This is a genomic window from Streptomyces sp. NPDC088817 (genome assembly GCF_044750345.1).
Taxonomy (GTDB): Bacteria; Actinomycetota; Actinomycetes; order Streptomycetales; family Streptomycetaceae; genus Streptomyces.
This window is the reverse complement of the sequence record NZ_JBIVJN010000005.1, coordinates 240,187-255,708: the sequence shown is the minus strand read 5'-3', so window position 1 is coordinate 255,708 and position 15,522 is coordinate 240,187. Positions and strand designations below refer to the sequence as shown.

Sequence of the window (15,522 nt, the reverse complement as noted above, 5' to 3'; positions counted from 1 at the left end):
CCCGGAGGAGCGAAGCGACGACGGGTGCTTGCACTCGTGATGAAGGTTGCAACTCAGGCCGCTGGTGGCTTTGGTCGGTCCTCTCAGGGGCGGGTGGTTCTGGCCTTCCTCCTGCTTCGGGACTCTGCGGCGGCCCGCAGAAGGGCCTTCGCCACCTGCTCGGCAGCGTCGGCAGACAGTTGGGTCTCTTGGGTCCAGAGGATCGACGGTCTTATATTGCCGGTGATCAGGTTCAGGGCGACATCGATTTCCGCACCAGTGCCGGGGGTCGCTTCTGAAGGCGCTCACCGCGCTTGCTGCTCGCTCTCTGCCGGCGACAGCTCCCACAGAGGTGCTGCGTACTGGTGCGGCCTGTTCTCGATGAGCAGGGCGCGCAGGTGTTCACGCTGGTGGCTGCCGGGTAGTCCCAGTGCCTCGGTGATGTGGCGGAACGTCGTGTGGGTGACTCCGCGGGCTCGGGCCTCACGTTGGAACTGGTCGAGCCGGGACAGTACGTCGTCGGGGTCGAGACTCGTCGGTGGCTGCTCGGTGGGCTGTGCTGCCTTGTCGCGCTCGTAGTCGATTTCCGAGAAGCCGCAGATTTCGCGGCTGTACGCCTCGGCCTCGTCCAGGGTGGCCGTCGTCATGATGGCGCGGGCCAGGGTGTTGCGGCTGATGGCTTCATCCAGGTCGACTTCGTGGACCGTGGGCCCCTCGTCGGTGAGGGGTACGGCGAAGCCGACGTCCCGCATTTCGCAGATGCCGCGGGCTCCTCGGGCCGTCGCCGCGAGCATCGCTGTCGCCTCTGAGGGGTGCCACTCCAGGACGCTGCCGACCGACTCCACGTCTTGCGCCGTGAAGCTGTGGACGAGGGGGCCGAAGAGGGGGCGCAAGGCGTCGGGCGAGACTTCACCGTCCAGTCCCGGACCTGCGACCAGCAATCGGATCGGGGCGTTGACCTGGCAGCACGCGGTGAGGGCGAGGGCGTCGGCGAGCGGGCTCTTGAGCGTGGGTTCGTCGCCCTGGGCGAGGATGTCGCCGCCCACGTCCAGCAGATCGATCGACGCGGGGGCCAGGTGGTCGATCAGCTCTTCGAGCCGGCGTGTGACGCCCTCGGCGCCGTGGTGCGGGTCGAGCAGGGCGAAGGTGTGCGGGAGCTCGGCCGCGAGTCGGGGGAGAGTGGAGCCCGCCGGGGCGATCGGCTCGGCCGTGGCCGGCACCGACCAGACGGAACGGGTGACTGGCTTGAGTCCGGTGAAGTTGTTCGCTCCTCGCGGGCCCGGGATCGGGTCGACCAGCAGGCGGTCCCAGGCATAGGTGAGGATTACCGCCCGGTCCTCGTCGCCGTACAGGGCGGCGTGGAGCATAGCGGCGGCGACTGCGTCGCCACCTCCTCCTGCTGCGACGATCAACCGCGTCATGTGCCCAACATTACGGGCTGGAGGCCTGGCCACCAGCCCTGCACACAACAACAAGGCCCAGGTCGCTGACCTGGGCCTGAATCATGGAGCGGGTGACGAGAATCGAACTCGCGCTCTCAGCTTGGGAAGCTGCGGTCATTCGGGGCCCATTCGGGCGCTCACCTCGGCGGATGGCTGTAGAACCGTCTAACCGAGCCTGACTGCTTTCACCGTGGTTCCCCGCTACTCCCCGCTGTATCTGGTGCGCTTGTGGTGCAGGCGCTCGGCTCATCGCCGGCGAACACCGCTGCGGCCGAGGGAGCTTGCTGCACCCGGATGCTTGCGAGGGGCGGCGGGAGCAACGGGGGCTCACCTGCCCTGCGCCGCCGGAATGCCTCGAACTGCATGGGGAGGGCGTACACGTAGTTCAAGATTGCTTCTGCCAGCAGCAGAGCATCATGTGCATCCTGCCTCTGTACCGGTATGCCGGTGTGGTGCGCTCCGTGGTTACCGAGACCTCGCAGCTCCTGGGCCCACTCAAGCAGGCGACCATCAAGCTTCCCGTCGGCCGCGAGTTGCTTGAGCGCATTTATCAGTGGCTTCGCGGTCGCTCCTTGGTCAAGGCAGAGACCTTCAAGGACCCGTCGGACCATGACAGCCGTAGCAGTGAAGGCCTTGCTGGTGAAGCAACGGCGAGCTTCTTCACAGTCGTCGCGCAGCTTGCTCGGAACGCTGAAGCTGAGCTGATCACCCGTAGGTGGGTAGACTCGTATGGGGTCAGACCAGCGTCCTTCTAGGTCATCGCCCTGGGTCACGACCAGGGCCCTTTCGCACTCGGTGCACTGCGCGAGAGTGACGAGATCGCCGGGCCCCCACATGTCTGTGTCCGGCTCCAGTACGCGTCCAGCGGCAGCGGCGATTACTGGCTTATCGCACTCAGGGCAGTGGACGACGACTGGTGCCGTCGGATGAGGCAGCTCAAGAGTCACACTCCGAAGCTAGCGGACGCGCTGCTCACCAACCGTGAGTTTGGCGTAAACAGGCACTGACGAATAAGACAGCGCTTGAGGATGACGGCTCACATCGATCACTTCGACCATGAGCGTCTTCGGGATCGGTCCACCCGCTGTGCCCCCGACGACCTTGGACCAATGCCAGATCTCCGGGCTTGGGCATGGTGGTACCAGTGTCGCAGATCCAATCGAGTGACCTGCGGCTGTCGCTCACTACGACTGTCGTTAGTAGTCGTCACCGGTCGCTGCTGAGCGGCCTCGGACGGCCCAGGGACGGCCCGAGGCAGAGAAAGCTCCAGCACTGCCGTAGCCGCCTTGCGCTCGGCTGGAGGCGGTGTAGGCCTGCTGGTCCGTGCACGTCGCCCGACCCCATTCGCTGCTGTTGATGTCAGCTCGCTGCGGCTTGCAGTGCTCCGGCGCGTACGGCTCTGCCACGCCCTTACGGGGGTCATCGCCCGACATCAGGCGAAGACCCCAGTTTGGTCAAACCCATCACAGAGAGCCAGCACTTGGCTCAACATGAACTTCATAGTCTTCGCGGAGGTGCATGTGTCGGTCGAGTGCTCGATTTCTAGGGCTCACCTCATGAACGGGCAAACGCTTGAGCTGCCCCATAGAGGCATTACGGTCATTGTCGGACCCAACAACTCAGGGAAGTCACGATTTCTTAGAGAACTGCATGAAGCAGCGAAAGGTGGAATGTCGGAGGACCGAGCCATCGTCATCGATGTCGACATACACAAAAAGGGAACGGAAGAAGACGTTGTTGCATGGCTCGACAGCCGACGCCTACGCCTTCGAGGTAACGACGGAGGAGTTTTCGTTACCGACAGTGTCCATGAAATGGAAGGAAACGTGTCCGCCGGTTCGTTCAGATACTGGGAACAGCAACCGGTACTAGGCGCCACACTACCCTTCTTTGCCAGCTTTCACGGCACTAGCGAACGCTTGAGCATGCCACTTTCCGCAAATAAGCCGAGCCTGATGTACGGCACGCCACGCGGAACCCTTCAGAAGATGGTTCAGGACCTGGAGCTCGAAGCGCGCATATCGCAGCTGGCGGAAAAAGCATTCGGTTTCCCGATCTGCATAAATCGACATGAACAGCAACTAGATTTGCTCACCGGTAAGCCTACGATCGAGGACTCCGGATATCCCGTCAGCGAAGAGCTTTTGACTCAGTTCCGTTCATTTGAGCCGGTATCGACTCAGGGCGACGGCGTCCGCGCATTCATGGGACTTCTCGTGAACGCCATTACCCCAGCTGGCACAATGATCTTTATCGACGAGCCGGAAGCTTTTTTGCACCCTCCGCAAGCTCGACTCCTCGGCCGATACCTGGTCGAGCACAGCCCTGGCGATACCCAGATTGTCATCGCAACCCACAGCGTTGATGTCCTCATGGGCATCCTTGAGAACAGAGACACACCGGTCAAAATCGTCAGAATCAGCAGAAACGGGAAGGGGAATAAGCTCCAGGAAATCAACTCCGATGAAGTGCGTGGAGTTTGGGCTGATCCCTTTTTGCGCTATTCGGGAATCCTGAACGGACTCTTCCATGAAGGCATCGTCATATGCGAAGGGGATTCCGACTGCACCTACTATCAAGCTTACATCGACAGGCACCTGCGTGATAATTCAAGGCAAGACCTTCTATTCATACACGTTAACGGCAAGGCGAGAATGGGGCGCGCCCTAAAGGAAGCTCGCCGGTTCGGCGTTCCCAGCGCTGCAATCGTTGACATCGATTTTCTGGACGATACGCGACTCGTGCGAGAATGCATGCCACCAAATGGTCACGCACCCTTTGACATCGAAAAGGAACTACGCAACCTTCAATCAGCTATCATGCAACTACGGAAGCCTCCCATAATGCGCGACCTACTCGATGCCGTCTCTAGTATCTCGCATCTCGGAGAGAAGGACGCACTGACTGATGAGGCAAGAAGGATAATCACTCAGTCAATCAGGCACGTCTCAGGATGGGAACAGATCAAAACCGGCGGCATCTCAGCAGCACCGCAAGGTGAACCTTCGGCATCTATGCAGCGAGTACTCAAATTTCTGTCCGAGTGTGGCATTTTCGTGGTTCCTGTCGGCGTGCTTGAACGATGGCATCCAGAGATTGGGAATAAAAGAACTTGGGTTCCGGAGGTCTTGGGGCGGAGGCTTCACGAAGTGGAAAACTTGCAGCTCAACGAGTTTCTCGGCTCTGTCCAGCGGTATCTCAGTTCTTCGACCGACCGGTAGACGGTTGGCGAATTTGAGGTGCGGCGCAAGCTCATTCCACCACTCACCCCAGCTCCCATCCCGTCCGCCGTCGACCCACACACCGTGGAGCGGGCGTGGTCCCTGGCGTCCAGGTGGAGCGCGCCACTGTACGAACGACCTGGACGCCAGGGGCCGCGTCTGCTCGGCTCTGCCTGGGTCGACGGCGGGCGAGATGGGAGCTCCCCGCGCACGCCACTACGGACCCGCAGTCGGAGACGGCGCCCCCCTCCATCCCGGTGCCGGCCGATCCCCCGCCGGAGGCACTGTTCTGACCTCGCTGTGTCGCCTCAGTCCAGCCCCGGCCTTGCCTTCGCCCCCTTGTGGGCGCGGGCGGGCGACGGCGCGCGGCCCCGGTGACGAAGGCAAGGAGGGGCGGCGCGGCGGCGACCGACCGGCGCCGCCGCGCTGTGCGCGGCACCTTCGATCTCTGATCGGACTGCTTGCAGTTCAGGAGGCCGGGAGCGACGGCGAGCGAAGCGAGCCCTTGAACCCGTAAAGAAGGTTGTAACTCAGTCGTCGGCAGGGATGCGCCACAAGGGCGCCGCGTACTGTTCTGGGCGGCTGCTGATGAGGAGTTGGCGCAGCTCACCGCGATGAGAGCCGCTGAGGTTCAGGGCCTCGGTGATGTGGCGGAACGTCGTGTGGGTGACTCCGCGGGCTCGGGCCTCACGTTGGAACTGGTCGAGCCGGAGCAGTACGTCGTCGGGGTCGAGACTCGTCGGTGGCTGCTCGGTGAGCCATGCCGCCTTGTTGCGCTCGTAGTCGATTTCTGAGAAGCCGCAGATTTCGCGGCTGTACGCCTCGGCCTCGTCCAGGGTGGCCGTCGTCATGATGGCGCGGGCCAGGTTGTTGCGGCTGATGGCTTCATCCAGGTCGACTTCGTGGACCGTGGGCCCCTCGTCGGTGAGGGGTACGGCGAAGCCGGCGTCCCGGATTTCGCAGATGCCGCGGGCTCCTCGGGCCGTCGCCGCGAGCATCGCTGTCGCCTCTGAGGGGTGCCACTCCAGGACGCTGCCGACCGACTCCACGTCTTGCGCCGTGAAGCTGTGGACGAGGGGGCCGAAGAGGGGGCGCAAGGCGTCGGGCGAGACTTCACCGTCCAGTCCCGGGCCTGCGACCAGCAAGCGGATCGGGGCGTTGACCTGGCAGCACGCGGCGAGGGTGAGGGCGTCGGCGAGCGGGCTCTTGAGCGTGGGTTCGTCGCCCTGGGCGAGGATGTCGCCGCCCACGTCCAGCAGATCGATCGACGCGGGAGCCAGATGGTCGATCAGCTCTTCGAGCTGGCGCGTGACGCCCTCGGCGCCGTGGTGCGGGTCGAGCAGGGCGAAGGTGTGCGGGAGCTCGGCCGCGAGTCGGGGGAGAGTGGAGCCCGCCGGGGCGATCGGCTCGGCCGTGGCCGGCACCGACCGGACGGAGCGAGTGACCGGCGCGAGTCCCATGAAGTTGTCCGCTCCTCGCGGGCCCGGGATCGGGTCGACCAGCAGGCGGTCCCAGGCGTAGGTGAGGATCACCGCCCGGCCCTCGTCGCCGTACAGGGCGGCGTGAAGCATTCCGGCGGCGACTGCGTCGCCACCTCCTCCTGCTGCGACGATCAACCGCGTCATGTGCCCAACATTACGGGCTGAGGGCCTGGCCACTCACCCTATAGTGGCCAGAGGCCATAGCCACTTGGACGAGGAGGGCACATGCCGCAGATCGAGGAGGCTCAACCGAAGTATCTCCAGATCGCCCACTACATCCGCGATCAGATCCTTCGAGGCGACCTACGGGCAGGGGACGAGGTTCCCTCGGAACGGCAGCTGGCTGCCGACTGGAAGGTGTCCCGGCCCACGGCGGCCCGGTCGCTGGAGGCGCTGAGTCATCAGGGGCTCGTCGAGAAGCGCCAGGGGTCAGGTACCTACGTGCGCAGTCTCGAAGTGAACCGCCGCGCACGAGAGTTGTACGGCCGTGCGCGCCAGACCGGGAAGATCTACACGCCCGGGGAGTACGCGGTCATCACCTCCGCCGGCTGGATGGACGCGCCCGATCACGTCGCTGAGGCCCTGGGGCTGACGAAGGATCGTCGGGCGGTGCACCGCCGGCGGGTGACCAACAACCAGGACGGTCCGATCACCCTGTCCACCTCGTGGTTCGCGCCTGACATCGGTCAGCGTGCGCCCAAGCTCATGGAGCCTGAGCGCATCCAGGAGGGGACCCTGATGTACGTCGAGACGATGACAGGGCGCAAGGGTAGTTACGCCGAGGACCGCATGTGTGCCCGGAGCGCTACCGACGAAGAGGCCTTGAACCTGCAACTGGGCGCTGGATCGGCCGTGTTGGTTGTCCATCACGTGGTCTATGACCTCCAGGACCGGCCGCTGGAGTTCGCCGAGGCCACTTACCCGCCGCGCCGCTGGGCGTTCGAGCAGGGTTATCCCCTCACCTGATTGCAGGTCACTTCGCGCGAACGGCTTGCGCGGCCCAAGTGGCTAATGCCACCATCCAGTAAGTGGCCAAGGCCACTTACGAGAAGGGGGCACGGCGTGACGAGTCAGCGGCCGGATCAGGGCGCGCGCTTAGCCTGCCGGGGATGCCGGGGGCGCGGCTGGAAACGTGTCGGTTCGCGCACGACGGTGGCTCTGGCCACGGCCGATGACCGAACTCGTGCCACATCGAAGCGGCGCTGCCTCGACTGCGACGGCAGCGGCAAGGAGTGAGCGCGGATGACCTACTTGATCGACCGCTACCCCTGCGAGGACTCGCCCCGACTCGGGGCGATGACCTTGCATCCGACTCCGGAGTCCGTACCCCGGGCCCGGCGCTGGTTCCGCAAGTTCATCGCCCCGTACAACCCGCTCTGCTCGGTCGACGACTGCATGCTGATGATCTCGGAGCTGGTGACCAACGCGATCCGCTACGGACGGTCGGACGAGGAGTGGCTCGTACGGGTGGAGTGGTTCCGGGAGGGGACTTCGCTGCGGGTGGAGGTGCACAACCCGGGATTCCCGGCGAGCGTGCGTCTCCGCCGGCCGGATGCCGACGATGCGCACGGGCGCGGTCTGCTCCTGGTCGACTCCATCGCCGAATCCTGGCACTCCGGGCCGAGCCGATTCGGGGGAACGGTCGTCTCCTTCGTGATGGCCGATGCCTGGCCTTCATGAGCCAGACCTGCCCCACTTCTACTGCCGCACGGGCATAGTCGCTAGTCTGGTTGACTGGTTGACTTGGCCAATCTCGACAGGTGGCGGCGTTCATGGCGTATGAAGTGGAGGCACCCAAGTACGTGCGCCTCGCGCAGACGATCCAACGTCGCATCGAGGACGGCACGTACGCGCCTGGCACACGGGTTCCCAGTGAGAACCAGTTGGTGCAGGCGTTCGGGATGTCCCGCCCCACGGTCGTGCGAGCGCTGGAGCTGCTGAAGCGGGACGGCTGGCTGGAGTCCCGGCAGGGCTACGGGACGATCGTGCGCGGACGTCCCGCGGTCGTCGAGAGCAAGGATCGGCGCGGGCTCGACGCTCTGACGCGCGACGAGTCGCAGACCCCTGGGCGCCTGGTCGATGTCGGGGAAGCGGCGGTCCCGCCGCGTGTGGCCTCGGCTCTCGGGCTGCCCAAGAGTGCCAAGGTGCTCCGTCGTCGGCTCTTGGTCGAAGAGGACGGCGAAGCGGTCGAGCTCGTCTCGTCGTACTTCCCCGCCGGCCTGGTCGACGGAACCGATCTGGCCGACGGTGACGCGTTGGCGTCCGGCGTGCGCGAGCACCTGGAGACGCGTAAGAAGATTCGCTTCGACCATGTCACGGAGCGGGTGTCCGCCCGGCTGCCCGACGCTGCCGAAGCTGAGTTGCTGGGGCTTCAGGACGGCGTCCCCGTCCTGAGCGTCCTCGTCATCGCCTGCGATGCCTCCGGCCAGGCGCTCCAGGTCTCTGACGTGCTCCTTCCTGCCGATCGGCAGGAGCTGGAAGACACCTACCGCTTGAACTAAGCCGCCTGACGGCCCCTCAACTCACCCTCACAAGTGGCTTGACAAGTCAACTTGGCATCCCTAGTTTCGAACTTGCTAAGTCAACTTGTCAGGTGCGAGTTGATCGACTCAGAAGGAGACATCTCAGTGCGTGTTATCCGCGTTGACGCCTCGACCGCCACGATCCTGCTCACCGAAGCACCGGCACCGAAGGTGCGTGACCGGCAGACCGGCGAGATCGCCAAGGACGCCGTGAGCGGTGAGGCCCTGATGACCGTCGGCGTCGTCTACATCGACGAGGGCGAGTCGTCGCTGATCCAGGTCACCATCCCCGAAAGCGGGGTCTCGGAGGGGCTGACCGTCGGTGCTCCGGTCGCCCTGCCGGGGCTGGTGGCCCGGCCCTGGGAAAGCGTGTTCAACGGGCAGCAGCGGCACGGCATCGCCTACCGGGCCACCGCCGTTGCCCCCGGTGCCTTCCCGATGGCTCAGGCGGGCTGATCGCCGTGGCGGACCTTGGGACGGTGGCCGAGCTGGGTGGGTCGCTCGCCGCGATAGGCGGCGCGGCCTACGTCCGACACGCTCACCCCGCGGCGTACTGGTCCACGGTCGGGCTGCCGCTGTCGGTGGCCCGGCTGCTGGCCTCGTACTCCTCGACCATGGACGCCTGCGGCCTGACCGTCGAGCCGCCGCGCTGGCGGACCCTGGCCGTCCGGGCCACCACCCGACGGGAGGTCCGGCCGGTCCCGCCCCGCCGGGGGCTCATCCGGCCCACCTCGACAGGCCTGCGCATGCGGCTGCGCCTGGCTCCCGGACAGGAGCCGGCGGACGTGGCGGCCTCGACCGAACGGCTTCGGCACGCCTGGGGCGTCCATGCCGTGCACGTCCGGGACATCAAGCCCGGAGTCGTCGAACTGCGGCTCGTCGGCTTCGACGTCCTCCGGAAGGTACGGATGCCCCGCGGTCGTACGGGCCCAGGACTGCTCCAAGTGCCGGTGGCCCTGCGGGAGGACGCGACTCCGTACGTCCGTGACTACCGTGCCGTACCGCATGAGCTGGTTCTCGGCGCCACGCTCTCGGGCAAGTCCATGTACCTGCGGAACCTGCTCGCCGGACTGGCCACGCAGCCGGTGGTCCTGGTCGGCATCGACTGCAAGCGCGGTGTCGAACTGGCGCCGTTCGCCGCCCGGCTGTCGGCGCTGGCGACCGACCCTGACCTGGCGGCCGAGCTGCTGCCGGTGCTCGTGAAGGAAATGGAGGACCGATACGACCTGATCAAGGCCCGGCAGGGCATCGCCCCGGGCACCCCGGACGAACTGATCACCTCCGACATCTGGGGCCTGCCGGACACCGAACGCCCGGCGCCCATCGTGCTGTTCGTCGATGAGGTGGCGGAACTCTTCCTCGTCGCCACGCGGAAGGAAGAGGAACGGCGCGACGAGATGGTGACCCACCTCATCCGCCTCGCCCAACTCGGCCGCGCGGCCGGCATCTACCTGGAGGTCTGCGGCCAGCGCTTCGGCGCCGAGCTGGGTAAGGGCGCGACCATGCTCCGTGCACAGCTCACCGGCCGTGTCTGCCACCGTGTCAACGACGAGGCGTCGGCCAAGATGGCACTCGGGGACATCGCTCCGGAAGCCGTCTGGGCCGCGTGCTCGATCGCCTCCGAGCGGCCCGGCCTGGCCGTCGTGGGTGACACCTCGGGCGGCTGGTCCCGCATCCGCACCCCGCACTCTCCCTCGCCGACGCTGCGGCCACCTGCCGCGCTGCGGCCCACTTCGCTCCCGACGTACCGGCCCTCTCGCCCTTCCGGCCTTCCGCACCGCCCGTGCAGTCGGTGAAGTCCACCGAATCACCGAGCCGTTCGCAGCCGATGACCGAGTAGCCACACCTCCACCTCCACGGTCGGCGCGACCGTCACGCACCAAGTCCCTACCCCGCCATGCCCAAAGGAAGGAGAGCGCTGCCATGTGCCCTGACTGTGAAGACTTCACACGGACCGTCTTCTTACTGGGCCAACTCGCCCTCTACGCCGACACGTCGGGCGCCGACGAGAAGTTCGTCGAAGCCGTGGCTCAGTCCCTGGCCGTGTCCCTTCTGGAGCCGCCACCCGGCATCTTCCCGCCCGGCTACGACCCCGAAGACGGCCCGGACCACCCCGGCGAGTCGTCCTGATGGCCCGCCCCGCTCTCCGTGCGGACGCGGTCCTGGTCCAAGCCGTTATCGCCGGGGCCCTGTCCTTCGCCCACCTGCACGACCTCGCCGCCGCTGCGGGACAGGACGGATGGAAGGCGTGGGCCTACCCCGTCTCCGTCGACCTGCTCCTCGTCGCTGCCTGGCACCGGCTCCGCAACGGCGGATCGAAGCCGGCCGCCTGGTGCTGGTTCGCCGTCGCTCTGACCGCGTCGCTCGGTGCGAACGTCGCGACCGCCGGCCTCCTCGACATGGACGACGTACCGGCCTGGCTGCGCATCCTCGTCGCCGGATGGCCCGCGGTCGCCTTCCTCGGCGGAACCCTGCTCGCCCACGGCTCACGCACACAGACACCCGCGCCGTCACCGGAACCGCTTCCGGCAGACAACGGTGCTTCCGGGGCTTCGGCCTCGGCTCCCGAGCTGGCCCCGGCCTCCGCTCCTGCTACTGCGCCCGTTCCCCCTGCACTCGTCGCTCTCGCCCGCAAGGTCGCCGACGAACACCGGGCCCGGACCGGGACAGCCATCGACACCTCGACCCTGCGCGTCCGCCTCGGCGTCCCGTTGCGGCTCGCCGAAGCCATCACCACCCACCACCTCACCTGACCCGGAGGACATCCCACCGTGCGTCCGTCCACGCTCCGCGCGCTCAACCGGGCCGCCGAGCTGACCCGTCAGAACCGCCTCACCGAAGCAATGCTCATCGCCGAACCCGTGATCCTCACCGCCGACGAGTACGAGAGCGAGGAGATCCGGCGGTGGCTGCTCGACCACGTCGCCGACTTCACCGGCGAGAGCCACCCGGAATCGAGGGAGCTGCCCTGATGCCCGCGAACCCGCGCTTTCGCCGAGTCGTCAGCATCGGCCCCGTGCAGGTCGCCACGTACTACGACGGCCGGGGCCGCGAGAAGCACACCGCGGCCTGTACCGCTCCGCGCTGCGGCTTCTCCGCCGACTACGACAGCCGCACCGCCGCCGAACTCGCCGCCCGCACCCACCGCTGCAACGTCCGCTGAGGGAGCTTCCGTGACTGTTTCACTGCCGCTCGTCCTGGTCCTGGGCCTCATCGCGTGGGGCGCGATCAAGTTCCTCGGCGTCCGCGTCTGGATCGTCGTCGTGATCGCGCTGTTCGGCTTCCTGCTCTCCCGGACCTTCCTCGCACCGGCCATCGACTCCGGCACCCGCTCCGGCGTCGACGTCGTCAACGGCACCCACGACTGACGAGGAGATACGCCGTGCTCCGCCCCAAGCTGCCCGACATCCCGACTCAGCCCACGTCGCACATCGTCAGCGCCCAGCACAGCCACGTCCCGGCGCCCTCGGCCGGCCGCACTCTCGCCCCCTGGGTGGGCGCCGTCGCCGCGGTGACCGTCGTCGGCGTCGTGCTCACCGCACTCCTGGCGGCCCTCGCCGTCTCGGCCGTGTCCGTGGCCATCGCCGCCGTGGTCCTGCGCTCCCTCGTCAACGGCGCGCACAAGCGCTGACCGGCCGCCGGGGCGGCAAGCGCCGCCAAGCATCCCGCCGCCCCGGGGCCGCCCCTCCCGACCATCGCAACAGCCGAAAGGAACTCCCATCATCACCCGGCAGACTTCGCCCCCGCTGGCGGAACTCTCCATGCTGGCCTCGCTGGGCACCATGCCCGAGTTGGCCCGCCAGCTGTCCGGCCTGGGCGGCTGTACTCGCCCGGTACGCCTCGACGGCCACCGCACCGAGTACGAGATCGACATCACGACCGGTGAGATCGGCCGCACCGTGCACCACCTCGACTCCGCCACCCTCCCCGCCGGCCAGCTTCTCGTCCGCTGCAACAACCGCCGGGCCACCCGGTGCCCGGCCTGCGCCGAGACCTACCGCCGCGACACCTACCACCTGATCACCGCCGGTCTCCGCGGCGGCAAGGACACCCCGGAACAGGTCGCCACGCACCCGCGCGTCTTCGCCACCTTCACCGCCCCCAGCTTCGGCCCGGTCCATAACCGTCCCTCCAACGGACGCCCCTGCCGCTGCGGCATCCGCCACTACGACCAGGACCCGGCCCTGGGCACACCCCTTGATCCGGACGCCTACGACTACGAAGCGGCCGTTCTCTGGAACGCGCGCGCCGGGGCCCTCTGGCAGCGCTTCTCGATCTACCTCCGTCGGGAAGTCGCCAAGCGAGCCGGCCTGACCCAACGGGCCTTCCGCGACCATGCGTGTGTTTCATTCGCGAAGGTGGCCGAGTACCAGAAGCGCGGCGCTGTCCACTTCCACGCGGTCATCCGCCTCGACGGCCCGGAAGGCGCCCAGACCGTACCCCCGGCCTGGGCAACGGCCGAGCTGCTGGCCGACGCCATCCGCGCTGCCGCTGCTGCCGCCCGCGTCGACGGCCCGGAGGTCGACGGCCGGCCGCACACCTTCGTCTTCGGCCGCCAACTCGACGTCCGCCCGATCCGCTCCGCCGACTTCGACGGCGGCCAGGAGCTCACCGAGCGGGCCGTCGCGGCCTACGTCGCCAAGTACGCCACCAAGGGCGCCGAGACGGCGACCGGCACCCTCGACCGGCCGTTGCGCTTCCTCGCCGAGCTGGCGCAAGCGCGGATCACCGAACACGCCCGGCACATGATCCGCATCGCCTGGGCCCTGGGCGCACGCCCCGAACTGGCAGACCTCCGCCTGCGGGCCTGGGCCCACATGCTCGGTTTCCGCGGCCACTTCTCCACCAAGTCCCGCCGCTACTCCACCACCCTCGGCGCCCTCCGCGAAGCACGCACCGAATGGCGCCGCGCCCAAGCCGCCCCGGTCGTCGACACCGGCCATGACACGACGCTCGTCCTCGCGCACTGGGTCTTCGCCGGAACCGGCCTCTCCGCCGCTGAAAGCTGGCTCGCCGCCACCCTCGAACCCGCTCCCGGAACAGAAGGAGAGCCGACCACATGAACGACCGCTATCTGTCCGTGGATCAGGTCGCCGAGCTGCTGGGGACGACCGTCCGCTTTCCTCGGCGGCTCATCGAGGAACGGCGCATCCGGTACGTCAAGGTCGGCCGTCATGTCCGCGTTCCCGAGAGTGCCGTGCGCGACTACATCGCCGCCCACACCGTGGAACCGGTGAGGCTCCGCCGTACGGCCCTGCGGAGGGCTGCCTGATGGCCAACAAGAAGGGCAGGCGCCGGCGCTTCGGTGCTGTACGGCAGTACCGGTCCGGGAGTTGGACGGCGTCGTACCTCGGGCCCGACGGTGAGCGCATCCGCGCGGGCGAGACCTTCCAGACCAAGAGGGACGCCGAGATCTGGCTGTCCCAGGTCGAGGCGGACCTCAGCCGCGGGGACTGGCGTGCTCCTGACGTCGGGGCGGTCAACCTCGGCGTCTACGCCGAGAAGTGGGTCGAGGAGAGAGAGTTGGCCGTTCGGACGGAGGACCTGTACCGGCACCTGCTCCGCCTGCACATCCTCCCGACGTTCGGCGGACTCGACCTGGACGAGATCACCGCACCTCGCGTACGCGAGTGGCGAGCCGAACGGCTCCGCACCACCAAAGCCAAGACAACCGTCGCCAAGGCGTACCGCCTCCTCAAGGGCATCCTCGAGACAGCCGTCGACGACGACCTGATCACCCGCAACCCGTGCCGGATCAAGGGCGCGGGCAAGGAGTCCGCCACCGAGCGTCGTATCGCCACCGTCGCCCAGGTCGACGCGCTCGCCGACGCGATCGGCATCCGCTGGCGGCTCATGGTCTACCTCGGCGCGTACGGTCCGATGCGGCCCGAGGAGCTGGCCGGCCTCCGTCGCCGTGACGTCGACCTCGACAACCTCGTGATCCGCGTGCGGGTCGCCGAGCCTGAGCGGACCAATGGCAAGCGGGCTCCCGGACCGACCAAGTCCGATGCGGGCGCTCGTGTCGTCGTCCTCCCGGCCTTCCTGCAGAAGGAGGTGAAGCGGCACCTCGACTGGTTCGCCGAGAAGGGGCCCGATGGGCTGGTCTTCGTGGGGGAGAAGGGCGCGGCCTTCCGGCGCACCTCGTTCGGGCGGAAGTGGCGTCGGGCTCGCGCGGTCGCCGGTCTTCCGGACGGCTTCCGCTTCTACGACCTCCGGCACACCGGGCACACCCTCTCGACCCGCTCGGGCGCCACCCTCCGGGACACGATGGTGCGCGCCGGCCAGTCCTCCGAGAAGGCGGCGCTGATCTACCAGCACTCAGACGAGCACCGGCAACGGGAGGTAGCCGCCGGGCTCGACGACCTTGTACGCGCCGAACGTGCGAAGGACCACAAGAACGATCCCGCGCACCACAGGGTGGAGCCGTCCGAGAACTAATGGTGCGGTTGTGGTGCGGCAGCCGCCCGCCGGTCTAGACAACAAAGAACCCCCGGGTCACTGACCTGGGGGTTTCATATGGAGCGGGTGACGAGAATCGAACTCGCGCTCTCAGCTTGGGAAGCTGATGTTCTACCATTAAACTACACCCGCGTAAGACGCCGACCGAAGTTCGGGTCCGGCGCTCACTGTACCCCATCCCCGGCCCCCGGTGCTCGAACCGTGGGGCCGGTGTGCGTTCCGGAAGGGGGGAGTGGCGCTGCGGGGGAACGGAGTTGGGGCGTACGGTGGGGGTGCGCGGCTGGGGTCCTGTGGGGCCGGAGTGCCGTCTGGTGGCACGTCTCTTTGATCCCGTACTGTGGCTTTTGTCGTCAGGCGGCGAGAGGCCAGACGCGGTTCTGGGGAAGGGACTTAAGGGACTTGATGGAGCGCACCGTCG

16 protein-coding genes, 1 tRNA gene and 1 pseudogene are annotated in these 15,522 nt (G+C 67.1%); 14 read left to right on the top strand and 4 right to left on the bottom strand.

Annotation, left to right across the window (positions count from 1 at the left end; all coding sequences use genetic code 11):
- Nucleotides 1-284: 284 nt before the first annotated feature.
- The gene (locus ACIP4X_RS11800) at nt 285-1,400 is read right to left on the bottom strand and encodes a DUF1152 domain-containing protein (protein ID WP_401347968.1); all 1,116 of its coding nucleotides are present in this window, start codon (nt 1,398-1,400) and stop codon (nt 285-287) included.
- Between the two features lie 206 nt (nt 1,401-1,606).
- Entirely contained in the window at nt 1,607-2,257 is a 651-nt protein-coding gene (locus ACIP4X_RS11795) for a DUF4145 domain-containing protein (RefSeq protein ID WP_401348126.1), read from the bottom strand.
- Nucleotides 2,258-2,977: 720 nt separating this feature from the next.
- Here ACIP4X_RS11795 and ACIP4X_RS11790 point away from each other — a divergent pair.
- The gene (locus tag ACIP4X_RS11790) at nt 2,978-4,642 is read left to right on the top strand and encodes an ATP-dependent nuclease (RefSeq protein WP_401347966.1); all 1,665 of its coding nucleotides are present in this window, start codon (nt 2,978-2,980) and stop codon (nt 4,640-4,642) included.
- Between the two features lie 530 nt (nt 4,643-5,172).
- Here ACIP4X_RS11790 and ACIP4X_RS11785 read toward each other — a convergent pair.
- Nucleotides 5,173-6,267 (bottom strand): DUF1152 domain-containing protein, encoded by a 1,095-nt coding sequence (locus ACIP4X_RS11785; RefSeq protein WP_401347963.1) that lies wholly within the window; start codon nt 6,265-6,267, stop codon nt 5,173-5,175.
- 81 nt (nt 6,268-6,348) lie between these two features.
- Here ACIP4X_RS11785 and ACIP4X_RS11780 point away from each other — a divergent pair, with 81 nt between their 5' ends.
- The 13 genes and pseudogenes from ACIP4X_RS11780 (at nt 6,349) to ACIP4X_RS11720 (ending at nt 15,083) form a co-directional block, all read left to right on the top strand.
- Entirely contained in the window at nt 6,349-7,089 is a 741-nt protein-coding gene (locus ACIP4X_RS11780; protein WP_401347960.1) for a GntR family transcriptional regulator, read from the top strand.
- Between the two features lie 276 nt (nt 7,090-7,365).
- On the top strand, nt 7,366-7,803 hold the full coding sequence (locus ACIP4X_RS11775; protein WP_401347957.1) for an ATP-binding protein: 438 nt from the start codon (nt 7,366-7,368) through the stop codon (nt 7,801-7,803).
- Between the two features lie 92 nt (nt 7,804-7,895).
- A complete protein-coding gene (locus tag ACIP4X_RS11770; protein ID WP_358737054.1) occupies nt 7,896-8,624 on the top strand; it encodes a GntR family transcriptional regulator in 729 nt (242 codons plus the stop codon).
- A 126-nt stretch (nt 8,625-8,750) separates the two neighbouring features.
- Entirely contained in the window at nt 8,751-9,101 is a 351-nt protein-coding gene (locus ACIP4X_RS11765; RefSeq protein ID WP_358737027.1) for a hypothetical protein, read from the top strand.
- A 5-nt stretch (nt 9,102-9,106) separates the two neighbouring features.
- A pseudogene (locus ACIP4X_RS11760) lies at nt 9,107-10,485 on the top strand (FtsK/SpoIIIE domain-containing protein).
- Between the two features lie 289 nt (nt 10,486-10,774).
- Nucleotides 10,775-11,398, top strand: a complete 624-nt coding sequence (locus ACIP4X_RS11755; protein WP_358737022.1) for a DUF2637 domain-containing protein — start codon at nt 10,775-10,777, stop codon at nt 11,396-11,398.
- A gap of 18 nt (nt 11,399-11,416) precedes the next feature.
- On the top strand, nt 11,417-11,617 hold the full coding sequence (locus ACIP4X_RS11750) for a hypothetical protein (RefSeq protein ID WP_358737020.1): 201 nt from the start codon (nt 11,417-11,419) through the stop codon (nt 11,615-11,617).
- Complete coding sequence (locus ACIP4X_RS11745) at nt 11,617-11,808, top strand: mobile element transfer protein (RefSeq protein WP_358737018.1); 192 nt, start codon at nt 11,617-11,619, stop codon at nt 11,806-11,808. Before ACIP4X_RS11750 ends, ACIP4X_RS11745 begins: the two co-directional genes overlap by 1 nt.
- A gap of 10 nt (nt 11,809-11,818) precedes the next feature.
- A complete protein-coding gene (locus ACIP4X_RS11740; protein ID WP_358737017.1) occupies nt 11,819-12,013 on the top strand; it encodes a hypothetical protein in 195 nt (64 codons plus the stop codon).
- A 14-nt stretch (nt 12,014-12,027) separates the two neighbouring features.
- On the top strand, nt 12,028-12,276 hold the full coding sequence (locus ACIP4X_RS11735) for a SpdD protein (RefSeq protein WP_401347951.1): 249 nt from the start codon (nt 12,028-12,030) through the stop codon (nt 12,274-12,276).
- A gap of 130 nt (nt 12,277-12,406) precedes the next feature.
- Nucleotides 12,407-13,708 (top strand): replication initiator, encoded by a 1,302-nt coding sequence (locus tag ACIP4X_RS11730; protein WP_401347948.1) that lies wholly within the window; start codon nt 12,407-12,409, stop codon nt 13,706-13,708.
- Nucleotides 13,705-13,917: an excisionase family DNA-binding protein gene (locus tag ACIP4X_RS11725; protein WP_362349903.1), complete on the top strand. Its 213-nt coding sequence runs from the start codon at nt 13,705-13,707 to the stop codon at nt 13,915-13,917. The genes ACIP4X_RS11730 and ACIP4X_RS11725 overlap by 4 nt, the downstream gene beginning before the upstream one ends.
- Nucleotides 13,917-15,083 (top strand): tyrosine-type recombinase/integrase, encoded by a 1,167-nt coding sequence (locus ACIP4X_RS11720; RefSeq protein ID WP_401347945.1) that lies wholly within the window; start codon nt 13,917-13,919, stop codon nt 15,081-15,083. The genes ACIP4X_RS11725 and ACIP4X_RS11720 overlap by 1 nt, the downstream gene beginning before the upstream one ends.
- A gap of 79 nt (nt 15,084-15,162) precedes the next feature.
- On the opposite strand, the gene ACIP4X_RS11715 is transcribed toward ACIP4X_RS11720, so the two are convergent.
- Nucleotides 15,163-15,236 (bottom strand) — tRNA-Gly (locus ACIP4X_RS11715).
- Nucleotides 15,237-15,522 lie beyond the last annotated feature (286 nt).